The following is an 18,494-nucleotide window of genomic DNA, read 5'->3' on the forward strand; positions in this document are numbered from 1 at the left end:
GAACCTACTGTGCTGCTGGACGATCGAAAGGAATGATCCCCGTGGCTTGCTGTAGTGTCAGCTTGCCGCGGTAAAGCTGCTGCCCTGTATCCCTGGCAACCTGGCTGCTCAGGTAACGCTGGGCCCACACCTTCAGGTGCCCCGAAGTAAAATCCCGGGCGTAGGCAGCCTGCGACCGCAAATGGAAATGCACAGCCCAGAGTTTACGGTTGTTTGACAAGAGCTGGACCAGGTACTCATCGAAAGCGCTACCGTCCGCCATGACATGCCGCTTGAGGTATACGACCTTGATCGCCTTCAAATCGTAAAGAAAGCGCAGGGCTTCGGCAGTGGGGCGGCTGGTGTGGGTGTACAGGGTGGTAAGTTGCACCTCCTTCTCTGCACGCAGCGCATTCACTTCCTGTTCCAAGGTCTTGATCAGCGCATCGTCGCCACCGGCATCGCGCACTACGCTCACTGCCTCGGTCAGTTTGTTCAGCTGAAGATCGTATATCCTGGCCACCAGCGACCCGCTGATATCGATCTCGACATAGGCCTTGGCTGAGGCTCGATGGGCATTGCTCTTATTCAGTAGAGACTGCACCCAACTAGCGAGATCGGCTAGGGGGGCTTCGTCGGATAACGATGGCTGCTGGACCTCGCGCCACTCGCCATCTACTTGTTCAAAGGTGGCCAATACCTTATCGCTGATCTTCTCACGCACCTCGAGCAAGGATTGCCCTTCGATAAGGTTGCCGATCATCAGTTGCCCCTGGCCATTACGCACCAACCGCTGCGGCACGCGGGACGCCGGATAAGGCCTACGCCCGGCCGGTAGAAGGGGGTGATCCTGCTCATCATACGCTATGCCCAGACGTACGTTCACATCGAGCTTGAGTTTGCTGATGTGCTCCCGATAGCGCTCGATCATGGCCGGTTCGATCAACGCCCCACCCTCTCGGCGAACGCGATCGCTGTTGACCAGCGCAGCACTGTATTCGTCCCAGGCTTCGTGCAGGATGACGATCCTGTCCTGCGCCGGCAGGTTGGAGAAGGCCAGCTCGCCGTGGGCTTCGGCCGCGTTGCGCAGGCTTGAGCTGACCAGGGCAGCTCTGTAGCCTGCAATGACGTCTGGCCGGTCGCTTTCCAGGTGCAGCGCCAGCTCGGCCAGATTCACCACCTGGTGGAAACGCAGTTGAACTGTACTGACGCTGCGCTTGGCAATTATGTCTGCGACGGTGCCTTTGGCGTTGCCCCCCCAATCCTTTACCTCGAAATCTTCCGGCGTTTCGGTCAACAATTGATCCAGCTGCTCACTCCCGACCAACATGCGATCCTGCACGTCGATCACGACTTGCTGTTTGACGCGCAACTTCTCATACAAATCCGCGAATTCACGGACTGGCCGCCCATCCAGCGCGTTTTGCATCTCCACAAGCTCGGGGTAATTCGCAAGGCTCCAGAGCTCGGTGAAAGTAATCTCGGCATCGTTGATAGCGCTGTTGCGAACAACTTTATCGTGCTCGGCAAGCACCCCGTCCCAGCCCCCCTTTTCCCGCTCACGGGCAAATTTGTCTTCTCGCATGGTCGCGTGCAGCGCCAGTATTTCAATATCGGCGCCGACCGCAGCTTCCAGCTCCTTCAGCATCCGGTTCATCTGTGTGAAGTGGTCCTGCTCGAACGTAATCTTGCGCTTATCGTAAAGCGCGAGCGTTGTGCGCAACTGCGACTTACCCGCTTCGTCTTCGGCGGGCAACGCGGCCAGCCTTTCGGATGCGGTGGCCCGAAGCTCCCTGAGTTTCAGCAGTTTTTCGCGCAATTCGTCCACAGCCTTGGCAAAAGGCCCGGCTTGCTTTCTGGCCTCCCGGGCGCGACTGTCAAGGCCCTCTATCTTTTGGTGCATGTCGCGAAACCGATCCCTCAGCCACTTTTGTGTACGCTCTCGCCCCATGCCACCCCGCAGACCAAGCGCCGTGTCCACACGCCACACGCCGTCGACGAAACGCAGCCAGGGCCCCGCGGCTCCGCCACCATCGACCACCCGTACACCCTCTGGCAACCGCTCCACGCGGTAGGTATCACTGGCCAGGGCTACATAATGATCGCCGTCGATCAGGTACAAGCCCGTCGCCGTACCTTGGTTCAAGGGCTGCACGCCCGCAAGCGAGACCGGTGCACGCATGGCCCTGAGTGCTTCGCGCTGTTCGCGCGGCAACCAGTTGAAGCCACTCTGACCTCGCCATGAAAAATCGAGCCAGCGGCTCGGCAGCGCTTGGCCAGGCGCAGGCGTTTCCTCGATAGGCGCGATTGCAATTTCGGCAAATGCGCCGCGCTGCGCCTCAGGCCCCTCGACCTCCGCCGCACCGGGCAATGCATAGGAGGGAAAGGCTTTGGCGGGTTGCCTGGCATGCAGCAACACCATGCCCAGGTTCAATATCAGGTCAACCGTTGCCGCCGACCGATCAAACTCATTGCCACGTTCCAAGGCCTCAATGTCTTGCTGCAACGCGTTCAGCAATTGCACCAACCAGGCCACCGAGGCCACAGGCCCCCGAAGCGCCAAGGTCACGACATCGAACAGCAGCCATGCCCCCTCGCACAAGGTCTGCCAGCGGCTCTCGGCGTTGGACACAGACTGTTCATCAGCGAGCGTCAGCAGCAGGTCCCGATTGGCTGTATATAGTTTCTCGTCAATGTTGCTACGCCAGAATTCGATCGCCAGCCTGGCAGGTTCCGGACGCTCAGGCAGCGCATAGGGGTCGATGCCGATGACGCTGATGTGCGGTTCGCGGAAACCACCATGGTCGTAGACAGGCCTGACGCTGGGCTGCATCCAGTCGAGAATACTCTCCTGCAAAATCTCCGATTCACGCACGTGTTCGAGCAAAGCCGAGAGGCTGGCATATTCACGCAGCGTGTCTTTGGCGAACAAGGGCCGGTACAGCAACACCAGCGAGGGTTCCGCACAAAACAGGATGTACATGCAGCGTACCGGGTCCGTGACCCTGGACGCTGCGCTACGCCTGAACGCCAGCGGAAACAGGATCATGCGCGGCGCGTCGGGGTCGACGTGCCCCGCACAATAGTCGACCACGCATTGCAGGCCTGGCTCTTTGATCTTGCCGTCCATCTTGGCAGTGAGTGCAGCGGCCAGCAGTGCTGCACGCCATTCCCGCCCCAGGCGCGTGACACGGTCCGCGCGCTTGGCCGGATCGTCCAGTTGCGCCGCGACATAGGCAGGATAATGGCTACCGATATCCACTTTGGTTACGAGGGCTCTGGCGGCGTCGGCATCGAGCCATGCCGGTGCCTCGCCCCCGCCACGCAGGTAAATGCGCTCGATTGCCGCCCCCTTGAGCGACGCGAGGTTGCCAATGGCAAATTCGGTGAGCGTCTTGCTCCCGACGAAGGCCAATGGCTCGCCGCCGCCGGTGCCTGTGCCCGCCCCACCAGGGATCCCACGGGCCAGGTAAAGGTCGAATACAAGATCGTCCGGCGAGCTGTCTGCCCCGTGATCCTCGCGGATCTGCCTGGTCAGCCGTTGACGGGCGTAATCGGTCAGCGACTGAACGCCATCCAGTGCTGAGACCCCACCCGAGTCGAGCTGGTAAAGCGCGAGCTGCAGCAAGGCAGCGCTGCAGGCAAAACTGTCCTGCGCACTGGCCATCAACCCAGGGGGAGGTTGCACTGCCGGGGTTTCATCCGGGTACCCCACGAACCAGGAAGAAGGGTCGCCAAGCTGGTCAAAACGCTGTTCAAGGGCCGGAACATCCTGGATATCGGCATAACGCGCAAGCTCGACCCTGGCGAGCACCGTATCGAGCAGCAGCGAGACCTGCTGGGCAAACACATTGCCGGTGGCGGGATAGCGTTGCCAACTCATCCGTTCGAAGGCGTAGCGTTGCGCCAGTTCGTCACGCAAGGCCAGGCCGAACGCGTGCAACGACTCGAAACTGCGTACTATCCCCGAAGGTGCGCACCACAGGATGACCTGACGCTCATCCCACTCGGCGGCTATCAGCATCTGGCATTGCAGTTGATCGTATTGCATGGAGGCACTGGTCAGCCGGGTCTGCACGAAGTACACCGCGGGCTGCTCATCACCGCCGTGCAGCAGGCCGCGGATACAGGCCTGCTCCTGCGGGCCCAGTCCCTGCCAGGGCAAGCTGCGCAGTAGCGCGAGCTTGAGCAGCAACTGCAACCATTCGTCGCGACTCACCCCGGCGCTGCCCTTGCCTCGCCAGAACTCGAGCTGGGCCTCGCAGAAGTGTCGTGGCAAGTCCTCAACCAGCTGGTTCAGGGCAGCTGACAAGTCTGGCAACTGCCGGGTGTCGAACTCGCTCGACGAGCCGGAGAAACGATGGATGCCCGTCAGCCCGAGGTTGTAATGGCGCCCATCCGCCAGTGGCTCCAGGCTCAACGCCTGAGGGTCGAGCAAGGCTTCCAGAACTCGGTCCACAAAGGGTGCCGTGGTCCAGTACGTGGTAGAGGGATCCGGGCTGTCCAGCATCAAGGGGTCAGCATTGGTGAGTGCAGGCTTGGCGTAGGCCAACCACGGCAGGTTCGACAGCAGCACGCGCAGTAGCTGCGCACTGGCGACCTGGCGCAGGGTCGGCCGGCCGTCGAACTGCCCGGCCACGGCCTGGCGGAAATCGAAGGGGGGTATCTTGTAACTCGTCATGCTGGGTGCCTCCGCTGAAAAAAACGCAGGCTGCGGTATTCAGGTGCGATACCCGCGCTACATATTGCTCAAAAAAAAGGCCTTGCACGGTGGGCAAGGCCTTTTCTTCATCGCAGCAGCGTCAGCTGTACACTCGCCCCAGCAACTGGCGATGGCTTTCGAACTGGTCCAGCACGTCACGCACGATCTGCTCGGGCGCAAAGCCCATCAGGTCGTACTCCTGGCTGCCGTCGTGCAGGTAAACCTCGGCACGGTAGAAGCGTTGACGGACTTCCGGCTCGCCTTCCACCGGCGCCTCGCTCGGTGCCGCCAGGTAGCCGTCCAGGCTCACTTCGTAGACGAACGGGTTACCTTCTTCCATCATCACCCGCAAGCCCATCATGTCGCGCGCCTGGCCAACACGGGACTCCACGTCGAAGCCCAGGGTCTGCAACTGCGCAGCAGCCTCTTTCAGGGCCGGGCTGACCTGCTTGTCCATGAAGCGCTGCACCACGGCCTGGGTCGGCTGCAGCTCCAGCTGGGTCAGCCGCTCACTGAACCCACGTCGGCCACGGGCAGCCAGTTCGGCGCGCTCCTGCTCTACCGCCACGTCCTGTTTCATGGCCTTGTACAGGCCGAACATGAACAGCACCAGCACCACCGAGAACGGCAAGCCCGCCAGCACGACCATGGTTTGCATGGCCTCGAAATTACCGGCGAACAGCAAACCGATGGTCACCAGGGTGATCACCACCGACCAGAACACCACCATCCAGTGCGGGGCATCCTCGTCGACCTTGCCGCCTTTGCAGGACAGGTTGGCCATCATCACCGCACCGGAATCGGCCGGGGTCAGGAACAGCACGAAGCCGACGAACACCGCCACCCCGATCACGAGCTTGGCTGCCGGGAAGTATTCCAGCAGTTGGTAGATCGACATCGAAGGTTGTTCCAGCGCAGTCTTGCCCAGCTCGACCGCGCCCTGGTTGATCACCAGGTCCAGCGCCGTGTTACCGAAAATCGACAACCAGGCCAAGGTGAAGCCCAGCGGGATCAGCAGCACACCCATGACCAGCTGGCGCACGGTGCGGCCTTTGGAAATACGGGCGATGAACATGCCTACGAACGGGCCCCAGGAGATCCACCAGGCCCAGTAGAACACGGTCCAGAGGCCCAACCAGCGTTCGGACTTGCCAGGCTCGCCCTCATACACGTACAGGTCGAAGGTTTTCAGCACGATCCCGTTGAGGTAATCGCCTACGTTCTGCACGAAGCCGTTCAGCAGGTGCAGGGTTTCGCCGCCCAGCAGGACGAAGATCAGCAAGCCGCTGAACAGCATGATGTTCAGGTTGGACAGGCGGCGAATGCCGTTTTCCACACCCGAAACCGCCGCCACGGTAGCCACGCCAGCCATCACCAGGATCACCACCAGCAGGTTGGTCTTGCTGTGGTCCATGCCGAACAGGTACTCCAGCCCGGACGACACCTGCATGGCACCGATGCCCAGGTTGGTGACCAGGCCCAACAGGGTGACGAACATGCCGAAGATGTCCACGGCATTGCCGGCGGCACCCTTGACCCAACGTTCGCCGACCAGGGGGTACAACGCCGAGCGCAGCGCCAGCGGCTGGTTATGCCGGTAGGCGAAGTAGCCCACGGCCAGGCCGACCAGCGCATAGATCGCCCAGCCATGCAGGCCCCAGTGCAGGAAGGTCAGCTGCAGGCCCTGGCGCGCGGCTTCCAGGCTTGCCGGGGTGCCCTCCGGTGGGTTGAAGTAGTGGTCCAGCGGTTCGGAGGCGCCAAAGTACAGCAGCGAAATACCGATGCCCGAGGAGAACAGCATGCCGGCCCAGGCGCCATAGCTGAAGTCGGGCTGGTCATCCTTGCCGCCGAGCTTGAGGCTGCCGTAATCGGAGAAGGCCAGGTAGACGACGAACAGCAGGTAACCGCAGATCACCAGCATGTAGTACCAGCCAAAGGTGCGCGTCAGCCACTTCTGGGCCACGCCCAGCACCTGGCCGGCAGTTTCGGGTACAGCGATCAGCAAGGCAGTCAGAACAAGGATCATCAGCGCCGAGGTGAAGAACACCACGCGGTTGACCCGTACCCTCTCGGCGGGGGGCTTGGTAAGTGAGGCAGAACTCATTGCACGAATGCTCCGGGCAGTGCGGCTGTGGAGGCTAATCATTCTTTCCCGAGCAATTGGTGGAATATCCCCACTGCATCAGGTGTTATAAAAGCACCCTGGAAACCGTGATCCCGAATCGATACGTTGCAAAAAACAGACAGGTGGTCTGCTGCAAATGCCACGCTTTACCCGCTGGGTGCGCGCATTCGTCACAGATCACCCCGCCCGCTCCAAGGGCCCGCCGCAGGGCCGGGGCCACATGGCAGAATCTGCATTTCGCATCGCTGATGCCCGTCAACGCCTTGTATTACGGGGGTTACGCGATTTCCTGGGGTGTCAATTCGTGCCTGCTCGACGACCTGAAAGACTGTCAATGGCACAAATTGTCGCAGAGCTTATTCTTTATTGATTGAACGTTCAATCAAAACAAAATAGACTGGTCTTCGCCGAGTCAGCCGCCTGTCGCCTGCTCGCAGGCCTGAGGAGATAGCAAGATGCCCAAGGTCGGTATGCAACCCATCCGCCGCCAGCAGTTGATCGAAGCCACGTTGCAGGCTGTCGACCAGGTCGGCCTGGGGGACGCCAGCATTGCGCTGATTGCCCGTTTGGCCGGGGTGTCGAACGGCATCATCAGTCACTACTTTCGGGACAAGAACGGCCTGATAGCAGCGACGATGGGTTACATCATGAATATGCTCAACGAAGGCGTTCGAGCACGTCGCCAGGCCCTGACGGACGACAGCCCGCGCGCTCACCTGAAAGTGATCATCGAGGGCAACTTCGATGCCAGCCAGGTGAACGGCCCGGCGATGAAAACCTGGTTGGCCTTTTGGGCTTCCAGCATGCACCAGCCCGATTTGCACAGGTTGCAACGGATCAACGACCACCGTTTGTACTCCAACCTGTGTTGCCAGTTTCGCCGTGCCTTGCCGCTTTACCATGCGCGCAAGGCCGCCCGTGGCCTGGCAGCCCTGATCGACGGTCTGTGGCTGCGCGGTGCCTTGTCGGGCGATGCATTCGACACTGGCCAGGCAGTACGGATTGCTTACGAATACATGGATCTACAACTGGCTAAGCAGCACACCCTGGGCACCAACGACCCGGCTGCTGAACAAGCGCGCACGGCCCTTGCCCACCCGGCAGGAGCGTGACGCAAAGCCAAACCACACACTGCACTTGCGAGGACACTATGGCCCGTTTCGGAACGCAAAAACTCTACATTGATGGCGCTTACGTCGACGCTGGCAGCGATGCCACTTTCGAAGCCATCAACCCGGCTACCGGCGAAGTCCTTGCCCACGTGCAGCGTGCGACCGAGGCTGACGTCGAGAAAGCCGTCGAAAGCGCCGAGCGTGGCCAGAAAGTCTGGGCTGCGATGACCGCCATGCAGCGCTCGCGCATCCTGCGCCGCGCCGTCGACATCCTGCGCGAGCGCAACGACGAGCTGGCCATGCTGGAAACCTTGGACACCGGCAAGTCGTACTCGGAAACCCGCTACGTCGACATCGTCACCGGCGCCGATGTGCTGGAGTACTACGCAGGCCTGGTACCGGCCATCGAGGGCGAGCAGATCCCGCTGCGTGAATCGTCCTTCGTCTACACCCGCCGCGAGCCGCTGGGCGTGACCGTAGGTATCGGTGCCTGGAACTACCCGATCCAGATCGCCCTGTGGAAATCCGCCCCGGCCCTGGCCGCTGGCAACGCGATGATCTTCAAGCCATCGGAAGTCACGTCGCTGACCACCCTCAAACTGGCCGAGATCTACACCGAAGCCGGCCTGCCCAATGGCGTGTTCAACGTGCTGACCGGCAGCGGCCGTGAAGTCGGTACCTGGCTGACCGAGCACCCCCGCATCGAAAAGGTTTCCTTCACCGGCGGCACCACCACCGGCAAGAAGGTCATGGCCAGCGCCTCGAGCTCGTCGCTCAAGGAAGTCACCATGGAACTGGGCGGCAAGTCGCCGCTGATCATCTGCGCCGATGCCGACCTGGACAAGGCCGCCGACATCGCCATGATGGCCAACTTCTACAGCTCGGGCCAGGTATGCACCAACGGTACCCGCGTGTTCATCCCGGCTGAAATGAAGGCTGCCTTCGAAGCCAAGATCGCCGAGCGCGTTGCGCGCATCCGTGTTGGCAACCCGGAAGACGAAAACACCAACTTCGGCCCGCTGGTCAGCTTCCAGCACATGGAAAGCGTGCTGGGCTACATCGCCAAGGGCAAAGAGGAAGGTGCCCGCCTGCTGTGCGGCGGCGAGCGTCTGACCACCGGTGAGTTCGCCAAAGGCGCCTTCGTGGCCCCGACCGTGTTCACCGACTGCAGCGACGACATGACCATCGTCAAGGAAGAGATCTTCGGCCCGGTGATGAGCATCCTCACCTATGAAACCGAGGAAGAAGTGATCCGCCGCGCCAACGACACCGACTACGGCCTGGCCGCCGGTGTCTGCACCAACGACATCACCCGCGCCCACCGCATCATCCACAAGCTCGAAGCCGGTATCTGCTGGATCAACGCCTGGGGTGAATCGCCGGCCGAGATGCCGGTCGGTGGCTACAAGCAGTCGGGCGTAGGCCGTGAAAACGGCGTCAGCTCGCTGGCCCAATACACCCGTATCAAGTCGGTTCAGGTCGAACTGGGCGGCTACAACTCGGTCTTCTGACCGACAGTTGCAAGCCGCAAGCTTCAAGCTGCAAGAAAGAGCCGGTCGGCGTCAGACCGCCGGCCCTTGCAGATACCATCCATTCGCAAGCTTCGCCCAGCTGCTTTTTCTTGCAGCTTGTAGCTAGAAACTTGCCGCTGCATTTCGGAGAAATGCCATGGAATACGATTACATCATCGTCGGTGCCGGCTCCGCCGGTAACACACTGGCCACCCGCCTGACCGAAGATGCCGGCGTCACCGTACTGCTGCTGGAAGCCGGCGGCCCCGACTACCGCTTCGACTTCCGCACCCAGATGCCAGCAGCCCTGGCCTTCCCGCTGCAAGGCCGCCGCTACAACTGGGCCTACGAGACCGACCCGGAGCCGTTCATGGACGGCCGCCGCATGGAGTGCGGCCGCGGCAAGGGCCTGGGTGGTTCGTCGCTGATCAACGGCATGTGCTACATCCGCGGCAACGCCATGGACTTCGACGGCTGGGCAGAACTGCCAGGCCTGGAAGACTGGACCTACCTCGACTGCCTGCCTTACTTCCGCAAGGCCGAAACCCGCGACATCGGCCCCAACGACTACCACGGCGGTGACGGCCCGCTCAGCGTCGCCACGCCCAAAGCAGGCAACAACCCGCTGTTCAACGCCATGGTCGAAGCCGGTGTTCAGGCCGGTTACCCGCGTACCGAAGACCTCAACGGCTACCAGCAGGAAGGCTTTGGCCCGATGGACCGTTCGGTGACCAAGAACGGCCGCCGCTCCAGCACCGCCCGTGGCTACCTGGACCAGGCCAAGAAACGCCCGAACCTGACCATCGTGACCCACGCCCTCAGCGACCGCGTGCTGTTCGAAGGCAAGCGCGCGGTTGGCGTCACCTACCTGGTGGGCGACAGCGAAGAGCGCGTAGAAGCCCGTGCCCGCAAGGAAGTGATCGTCAGCTCCGGCGCCATCGCTTCGCCGCAGCTGCTGCAGCGCTCCGGCGTCGGCCCGCGTGCCCTGCTGGAAAGCCTCGACATTCCGGTGGTGCACGACCTGCCGGGCGTGGGTGAAAACCTGCAGGACCACCTGGAGCTTTACCTGCAGTACGCCTGCACCCAGCCGGTGTCGCTGTACCCGTCGCTGCTGTGGTGGAACCAGCCGGCCATTGGTGCCGAGTGGCTGTTCAACGGCACCGGCATCGGCGCCAGCAACCAGTTCGAGGCTGGCGGTTTCATTCGCAGCCGCCCTGAATTCAAGTGGCCGAACATCCAGTACCACTTCCTGCCGGTGGCGATCAATTACAACGGTTCCAATGGCGTGAAGGAGCATGGCTTCCAGGCGCACATGGGTTCGATGCGCTCCCCGTCCCGCGGCCGCATCCAGGCCAAGTCGAAAGACCCGCGCCAGCACCCGAGCATCCTGTTCAACTACATGTCCTCCGAGCAGGACTGGCAGGAATTCCGTGACGGCATCCGCCTGACCCGCGAAATCATGGCCCAGCCGGCACTGGACCCGTACCGCGGCCGCGAAATCAGCCCCGGCGCGCATGTGCAAACCGATGAAGAGCTGGACAAGTTCATCCGCGAGCACGCCGAAACCGCCTTCCACCCGTCCTGCTCGTGCAAAATGGGCACCGACGACATGGCGGTGGTCGATGGCGAAGGCCGTGTGCACGGCATGCAGGGCCTGCGCGTAGTGGATGCCTCGATCATGCCGTTGATCATCACCGGCAACCTCAACGCCACCACGATCATGATCGCGGAGAAAATCTCGGACAAGATCCGTGGTCGCAAGCCGTTGCCACGCAGCACCGCCAAGTACTACGTGGCTGGTGATGCCCCGGTCAAAGGCAAGCCGATGCGTGAAGTGAAGCAGGCGTAAGTCTGCACCGGCCGCATCGCCGGCAAGCCGCCTGCCAGAGGTTGAGCACCGGCAACATGACAAAAGGCACCCACCGCGGTGCCTTTTGCACATCTGCAGAAACGCTTTACATGCTGCCAATTCATCAGGTTAGAATCGATTGGCACGCGACTTGCCAGTCATTCCCCTTTCCAGCGTTATCCCGGAGTACCTGCCTTTGGATGCCAGCACCATCAACAGCCTGTTCCTGATCGGCGCATTACTGGTGGGCGCGAGTATTCTGGTCAGTTCGCTGTCGTCGCGCCTGGGCATCCCTATTCTGGTCATCATTCTCGCCGTGGGCATGGTCGCTGGTGTCGATGGTGGCGGCATCATCTTCAACAACTACCCGACCGCCTACCTGGTGGGCAACCTCGCCCTGGCGGTGATCCTGCTCGACGGCGGCCTGCGCACACGGGTGGCGAGCTTTCGCGTAGCGCTATGGCCGGCACTGTCGCTGGCCACGGTCGGGGTCATGATCACCACCGCCCTGACCGGCCTTGTTGCTGCCTGGCTGTTCAACCTGAGCCTGATCCAGGGCTTGCTGATCGGCGCCATCGTCGGCTCCACCGACGCCGCAGCGGTGTTTTCGCTGCTGGGCGGCAAGGGCCTGAACGAACGGGTTACCGCCACCCTGGAGATCGAGTCGGGCAGCAACGACCCGATGGCGGTCTTCCTGACAGTTACGCTGATCGACATGATTGCCAGCGGCCAGACCGGCCTGCACTGGAGCCTGCTCACCCACCTGCTGCGCGAGTTCGGCATCGGCGGGTTGCTGGGCCTGGGCGGCGGCTGGCTGATGCTGCAAATGGTCAACCGGATCAACCTGGCCGGTGGCCTCTACCCCATTCTGGTGGTGGCCGGTGGCCTGGTGGTGTTCTCGCTGACCAACGCCCTGCACGGCAGCGGCTTCCTGGCTGTGTACCTGTGCGGCCTGGTGCTGGGCAACAAGCCGATTCGCAGCCGCCATGGCATCCTGCACATGCTCGACGGCATGGCCTGGCTGGCGCAGATCGGCATGTTCCTGGTACTGGGGCTGCTGGTGACACCGCACGACCTGCTGCCCATTGCCCTGCCGGCACTGGGCCTGGCGTTGTGGATGATCCTGGTGGCGCGGCCTCTGTCGGTGGTGGCGGCATTGCTGCCGTTCAAGGCCTTCCACGGCCGCGAAAAAGGCTTCATCTCGTGGGTTGGCCTGCGCGGCGCGGTGCCGATCATTCTCGCGGTGTTCCCGCTGATGGCCGGCCTGCCGGACGCCCAGCTGTTCTTCAACCTGGCTTTCTTCATCGTGCTGGTGTCGCTGCTGGTGCAAGGCACCAGCCTGCCGTGGATGGCCAAGCTGCTGAAGGTGACTGTACCACCGGATCCGGCACCCATCTCCCGCTCTGCGCTGGAGGTGCACATCACCAGCGAGTGGGAAATGTTCGTCTACCGCCTGGGCAAGGAGAAGTGGTGCATCGGCGCCGCCCTGCGCGAGCTGAAGATGCCGGAAGGCACACGCATCGCCGCCCTGTTCCGCGGCGAGCAGTTGCTGCACCCCTCTGGCAGCACCGTGCTGGAGGTCGACGACATGCTCTGCGTGATCGGCCACGAACACAACCTGCCGGCGCTGGGCAAACTGTTCAGCCAGGCGCCGCAGCGTGGCCTGGACCTGCGCTTCTTCGGCGACTTCGTTCTCGAAGGCGATGCCGAACTGGGTGCGGTGGCCGCACTGTATGGCCTGAAACTCGATGGCCTGGACGCGAAAATGCCGCTGGCGCAGTTCATCCGACAGAAGGTCGGAGGCGCTCCAGTAGTAGGTGACCAGGTGGAATGGCACGGCACGATCTGGACCGTGGCGACCATGGTCGGGAACAAGATCCAGAAAGTGGGCGTCAGATTCCCCGAAGGAACGCGACCCGGACCAGGATTGTTCCTCTAAACTTCGTTTCTGCCGGATCCACAAGTAGTCTGCCTATGTCCCTGCGCGCATACCTTCGCACAGCCCTGCTCGGGCTGTGCCTGTCCCTTTCCTTCGCGGCCACCGCGGCAGAGCCGCCAACGGCTGCCAGCATTCAGAACAGCCTCGACAAGATTGCCGAGCGCAAGCTGCCCGAGGCCGACCAGAAGGCCTTGCAGCAGGTGCTGGAACAGACCCTGAGCCTGCTGGCCAGCAAGGACGACAATGAGAAGAAGCTGGCCGCCCTCAAGCAGCAACTCAGTGCCGCACCCAAGGAAACCGACGACAGCCAGAAAGAGCTGGCCCGGCTCAAGCAAACCAAGGTTCAGCCGGTTGCCCAGCGCTATGCCAACCTCAACGTGCAGCAGCTCGAACAGATGCTCAGCGAGCGCAACACCCAGCAGGGCGAGCTGCAGAAGTCGCTGTCCGACGCCAACAGCCTGATCATCAACTCGCAGACCCGCCCCGAACGTGCCCAGGCCGAAATCAGCAGCAACCAGACCCGCGCCCAGCAGATCAACACCATCCTCAAGACCGGCAAGGACGGTGGCAAGTCGATCAACGCCGACCAGCGCAACCAGCTGAACGCAGAACTGGCTTCGCTCAACGCGCTGACCCTGCTGCGCCGCCAGGAACTGGCCGGCAACAGCGTGCTGCAGGACCTTGGCAACGCCCGCCATGACCTGCTGATCGAGCGTGCCGCGCGCCTTGAGCAGGAAATCCAGGACCTGCAGACGCTGATCAACGACAAGCGCCTGGCCCAGTCCCAGGAAACGGTCACCCAGCAATCGATCGAGGCGCAGAAGGCGGGCGGCAGCAGCCTGCTGGCCACCGAAAGCGCAGCTAACCTGAAGCTGTCCGACTACCTGCTCAAAAGCACCGACCGCCTCAATGAGCTGACCCAGCAGAACCTGCGCACCAAGCAGCAACTGGACAGCCTGACCCAGGCCGACCAGGCGCTGGACGAGCAGATCAACGTGCTCAAGGGTAGCCTGCTGCTGTCCAAGATCCTCTACAAACAGAAACAGACCCTGCCACACCTGAAACTCGACCGTGACCTGGCCGACCAGATCGCCGACCCCCGCCTGTACCAGTTCGAGGTCAGCCAGCAGCGCGAGGTGATGAGCAACCCGGTGACCTATGTCGACAAGCTGCTGGCAGCCCAACCGCAGGAACAGGTAACCCCGCAGCTGCGCAAGGCCCTGCTGGAGCTGGCGATCACCCGCAGCGACCTGCTGGAGCGGCTGAACCGCGAGCTTTCGGCGCTGCTCAACGAATCGATCACCCTGCAGCTCAACCAGAAACAATTGCTGGGCACTGCCCAGAGCCTGCGCACCACCCTCGACGAACAGATGTTCTGGATCCCCAGCAACAAGCCCCTGGACTGGGACTGGCTGCGCACCGTGCCGCAACGGCTGGCCGACCAGGTCGCCAACCTGCCGTGGGCCTCCAGCCTGAGCGAGCTGACCGACGGCCTCAGCCACCGGCCGCTGCTGTTCCTGCCGCTGTTGCTGGTGATCGGCGCTCTGTTGTGGCGGCGCAAGTACCTGTACCAACGGCTGGGCAAGGTGCACCAGGACATTGGCCATTTCCGCCGCGACAGCCAGTGGCATACGCCACAGGCGATTCTTATCAATATCCTGCTGGCGATGCCGGTCAGCCTTGTCCTGGCGTTGTGCAGCTATGCCCTGCAAATCGACGCCCGCGGGCAGAACGCCAACCTTGGCGCGGCCCTGTGGCAACTGGCCCAGGCGTGGCTGGTGTTCTATACCGCCTACCGCATCCTTGCACCCGGCGGCGTGGCGGAAGTGCATTTCCGCTGGTACAAACCCCAGGTCGAGTTCCTGCGGGGCTGGGTACGCCGCCTGGGCACCGTGGTGCTGGCCCTGGTCGGGGTAGTGGCGGGGGGGGGGGGGCCGCCCCNNCCAGCCGTCGGCGCTGGCCGACGATGTACTGGGTATTGGCGTGGTGCTGGCCTGCTATGCGCTGATGGCCTGGCTGCTCAGCCGCCTGCTGCTCAGCAGCCCGGCGCACCGTGACACTTCGCTGTTCCGCAAGGCGGTCGGCGTGGCGTTCACTGCGCTGCCTATCGCCCTGTTCGTCGCGGTGTGCTTCGGCTACTACTACACCGCCCTGAAACTCACCGACCGGCTGATCTACACCCTCTACCTGCTGCTGTTCTGGCTGGTGATCGAGGCCGCCTTCGTGCGCGGCCTGTCGGTTGCGGCCCGCCGCCTGGCCTACCAACGGGCACTGAGCAAGCGCGCGGCGGCCAAGGAAGGGCTGGACGGCGAAGTGGTCGTCGAAGAGCCGACCCTGGACATCGAGCAGGTCAACCAGCAATCGCTGCGCCTGATCCGCCTGGCCCTGCTGGGCGGTTTCATCGCTGGCCTGTACTGGGTATGGGCCGACCTGCTCTCGGTGTTCGCCTACCTCAACAACTTCGTGCTGTACGAATACACCAGCGGCACCGGCGCCGCTGCCAGCATGGTGCCCATCAGCCTGGGCGACCTGTTGGGGGCACTGGTGATCGTCGGCATTACCTTCGCCCTGGCCGGCAACCTGCCAGGCCTGCTGGAGGTGCTGGTGCTGTCACGCCTGAACCTTGCCCAGGGCAGCGCCTACGCCACCACCACCCTGTTGTCGTACACCATCGTCGGCGTGGGTATCGTCAGCACCCTGTCGACCCTGGGGGTCAGCTGGGACAAGCTGCAATGGCTGGTGGCGGCGCTGTCGGTGGGCCTGGGCTTCGGCATGCAGGAAATCTTCGCCAACTTCATTTCCGGCATCATGATCCTGTTCGAGCGCCCGGTACGCATCGGCGACACCATCACCATCGGCAACCTGTCGGGCACGGTGAGTAAGATCCGCATCCGCGCCACCACCATCACCGACTTCGACCGCAAGGACATCATCGTCCCCAACAAGACCTTCATCACCGGCCAACTGATCAACTGGTCGCTGACCGACACGGTCACCCGGGTCACGCTGAAGCTGGGCATCGACTATGGCTCCGACCTCGACCTGGTGCGCGAGCTGCTGCTCAGGGGCGCGCATGAAAACCCACGGGTGCTCAAGGACCCGGAACCGATCGTGTACTTCCTCAACTTCGGCGAAAGCTCGCTGGACCACGAACTGCGCATGCACGTGCGCGACCTGGGTGACCGCAACCCGACGCTGGATGAACTCAACCGCTTCATCAGCCGCGAGTTCAAGGCGCACGACATCAAGATCTCGGTACGCCAGGTCGAGGTGTTCCTGATGGACGCAGCCGGCGGCAAGCAGCAGCTGATACCGATGGAGCAGCCCAAACCCGATGGCACCCAACCTGTGTGAGTGGACGCCATAGGGCATGAACGCCCAGAATGCCTGCGAGGGCTTGGCCCTCGATCGCCGGCAAGCCAGCCCCCACAGCTGGGCCCCGCAAAGCGGCCCCAATGGCACCGACTTCCAGGAGCAGCCCGTGAAAGCCCTCGACCAACTCACTTTCGACAACCGCTTCGCCCGCCTGGGCGATGCGTTTTCTACCCAGGTGCTGCCCGAGCCCATCGCCGAGCCCCGCCTGGTGGTGGCGAGCGAGCCGGCCATGGCGCTGCTGGACCTCGACCCGGCCCAGGCCGAACTGCCTCTGTTCGCCGAACTGTTCAGCGGCCACAAGCTGTGGGACCAGGCCGACCCAAGGGCGATGGTGTACTCCGGCCACCAATTCGGCTCGTACAACCCGCGCCTGGGCGATGGCCGCGGCCTGTTGCTGGCCGAGGTCCTGAACGACGCCAATCAGCACTGGGACCTGCACCTCAAGGGGGCCGGCCAGACGCCGTACTCGCGCATGGGCGACGGCCGCGCCGTGCTGCGCTCATCGATCCGCGAGTTCCTCGCCTCCGAAGCCCTGCACGCCCTGCACATTCCCACTAGCCGCGCGCTGTGCGTCATCGGCTCGAGCACCCCGGTATGGCGCGAAACACGTGAAAGCGCGGCCATGCTCACCCGCGTGGCGCAGAGCCACGTACGCTTCGGTCATTTCGAGTATTTCTACTACACCAAGCAGCCTGAGCAGCAGCGGGTGCTGCTCGACCACGTCTTGCAACAGCACTACGCCGAGTGCGGCACCGCCGAGCAACCTTACCTGGCGATGTTCCGCACCATCGTCGAGCGCAACGCCGACCTGATCGCCCGCTGGCAGGCCTGTGGCTTCTGCCACGGGGTCATGAATACCGACAACATGTCGATCCTCGGCATTACCTTCGACTTCGGCCCGTACGCCTTCCTCGACGACTTCGACGCCAATTTCAGCTGCAACCACTCCGACGACCGTGGTCGTTACAGCTACGCCAACCAGGTGCCCATCGCCCACTGGAACCTCAGCGCGCTGGCCCAGGCGCTGACCACGGTGGTCGAGGTGGAGCCGTTGAAGCAGGCGTTGAGCCTGTTCCTGCCACTGTACCAGGCCCATTACCTGGACCTGATGCGCAGGCGCCTGGGCCTGACCACGGCCGAGGATGACGACATGGCGCTGGTCGAGCGCCTGCTGCAGTGCATGCAGCGCGGTGGTGTGGACTACAACCTGTTCTTCCGCCGGCTGGGCGAGCAACCGGTGGCCGAAGCGTTGAAGGTGGTACGCAATGACTTCATCGACCTGGCCGGCTTCGATGCCTGGGGCGCCGAATACCTGGCCCGCTGCGAGCGTGAAGCCGGTAATGCCGAGGGGCGCCGCGAACGCATGCATGCAGTGAACCCGTTGTACGTGCTGCGCAACTACCTGGCGCAGAAAGCCATCGAGGCAGCTGAAGCGGGGGATTACAGTGAAGTGCGGCGGCTGCACCAGGTACTGAGCAACCCCTTTGAGGAGCAACCCGGGATGCAGGCCTACGCCGAGCGCCCACCGGAATGGGGCAAGCACCTGGAAATCAGCTGCTCTTCCTGATTGGCGCTTGACCCCTGTGGGAGCGGCCTTGTGTCGCGATGGGCTGCCAAGCAGCCCCAATAACCTCGAGGAACCAACATGTCCGAACCACTGGTCATCCCCTGCCCCCACTGCAACGGCCTCAACCGCTTGCCTGCCGAGCGCCTGGGCGACGCGCCGAAATGCGGCCGCTGCAAACAGCAGGTCCTGCTGAGCGCCCCTTTCGAACTCACCGAAGCCAGCTAAGCCAGCCAAATCAAAGGCGACCTACCGCTGCTGGTGGATGTCTGGGCCGACTGGTGCGGCCCGTGCAAATCGTTCGCCCCCACCTTCGAACCAGCCGCCCGCCAACTGGC

Annotated in this window: 7 protein-coding genes and 3 pseudogenes; 7 read left to right on the forward strand and 3 right to left on the reverse strand. The window is 62.8% G+C overall.

Annotation, left to right across the window (positions count from 1 at the left end):
* Positions 1-4: 4 nt before the first annotated feature.
* The 3 genes and pseudogenes from G1E_RS02725 to G1E_RS02730 all read right to left on the reverse strand — a co-directional run bounded on the left by G1E_RS02725 (position 5) and on the right by G1E_RS02730 (position 6,728).
* Entirely contained in the window at positions 5-4,618 is a 4,614-nt protein-coding gene (locus tag G1E_RS02725; RefSeq protein WP_238706608.1) for a dermonecrotic toxin domain-containing protein, read from the reverse strand.
* Positions 4,619-4,781: 163 nt separating this feature from the next.
* On the reverse strand, positions 4,782-5,138 hold the full coding sequence (locus G1E_RS30110) for a hypothetical protein (RefSeq protein WP_370593771.1): 357 nt from the start codon (positions 5,136-5,138) through the stop codon (positions 4,782-4,784).
* A 52-nt stretch (positions 5,139-5,190) separates the two neighbouring features.
* Positions 5,191-6,728 (reverse strand): annotated as a pseudogene (locus G1E_RS02730) (BCCT family transporter).
* A gap of 533 nt (positions 6,729-7,261) precedes the next feature.
* Between G1E_RS02730 and betI the strand changes: the two are divergent.
* The 7 genes and pseudogenes from betI to G1E_RS29110 all read left to right on the forward strand — a co-directional run.
* Positions 7,262-7,918 (forward strand): transcriptional regulator BetI, encoded by a 657-nt coding sequence (gene betI / locus G1E_RS02735; RefSeq protein WP_009684989.1) that lies wholly within the window; start codon positions 7,262-7,264, stop codon positions 7,916-7,918.
* 38 nt (positions 7,919-7,956) lie between these two features.
* Positions 7,957-9,429, forward strand: coding sequence for a betaine-aldehyde dehydrogenase (gene betB, locus G1E_RS02740; RefSeq protein ID WP_009684988.1), 1,473 nt, complete (start codon positions 7,957-7,959; stop codon positions 9,427-9,429).
* A gap of 157 nt (positions 9,430-9,586) precedes the next feature.
* The gene (betA, locus tag G1E_RS02745) at positions 9,587-11,278 is read left to right on the forward strand and encodes a choline dehydrogenase (protein WP_009684987.1); all 1,692 of its coding nucleotides are present in this window, start codon (positions 9,587-9,589) and stop codon (positions 11,276-11,278) included.
* 196 nt (positions 11,279-11,474) lie between these two features.
* Positions 11,475-13,217 (forward strand): potassium/proton antiporter, encoded by a 1,743-nt coding sequence (locus G1E_RS02750; protein ID WP_047149596.1) that lies wholly within the window; start codon positions 11,475-11,477, stop codon positions 13,215-13,217.
* A gap of 35 nt (positions 13,218-13,252) precedes the next feature.
* Positions 13,253-16,571, forward strand: a pseudogene (gene mscK, locus G1E_RS02755) (mechanosensitive channel MscK).
* 127 nt (positions 16,572-16,698) lie between these two features.
* Positions 16,699-18,159: a protein adenylyltransferase SelO gene (selO, locus tag G1E_RS02760; protein WP_009684983.1), complete on the forward strand. Its 1,461-nt coding sequence runs from the start codon at positions 16,699-16,701 to the stop codon at positions 18,157-18,159.
* Between the two features lie 78 nt (positions 18,160-18,237).
* A pseudogene (locus G1E_RS29110) lies at positions 18,238-18,494 on the forward strand (thioredoxin domain-containing protein); the annotation flags it as partial.

It is taken from the genome of Pseudomonas sp. TJI-51 (genome assembly GCF_000190455.2).
Classification (GTDB): domain Bacteria; phylum Pseudomonadota; class Gammaproteobacteria; order Pseudomonadales; family Pseudomonadaceae; genus Aquipseudomonas; species Aquipseudomonas juntendi.

Coding starts and splice junctions, on each gene's coding strand:
- G1E_RS30110 (WP_370593771.1), bottom strand. CDS start 5,138: ATGGACAAGCAGGTCAGCCCGGCCCTGAAAGAGGCTGCTGCGCAGTTG.
- betI (WP_009684989.1), top strand. CDS start 7,262: ATGCCCAAGGTCGGTATGCAACCCATCCGCCGCCAGCAGTTGATCGAA.
- betB (WP_009684988.1), top strand. CDS start 7,957: ATGGCCCGTTTCGGAACGCAAAAACTCTACATTGATGGCGCTTACGTC.
- betA (WP_009684987.1), top strand. CDS start 9,587: ATGGAATACGATTACATCATCGTCGGTGCCGGCTCCGCCGGTAACACA.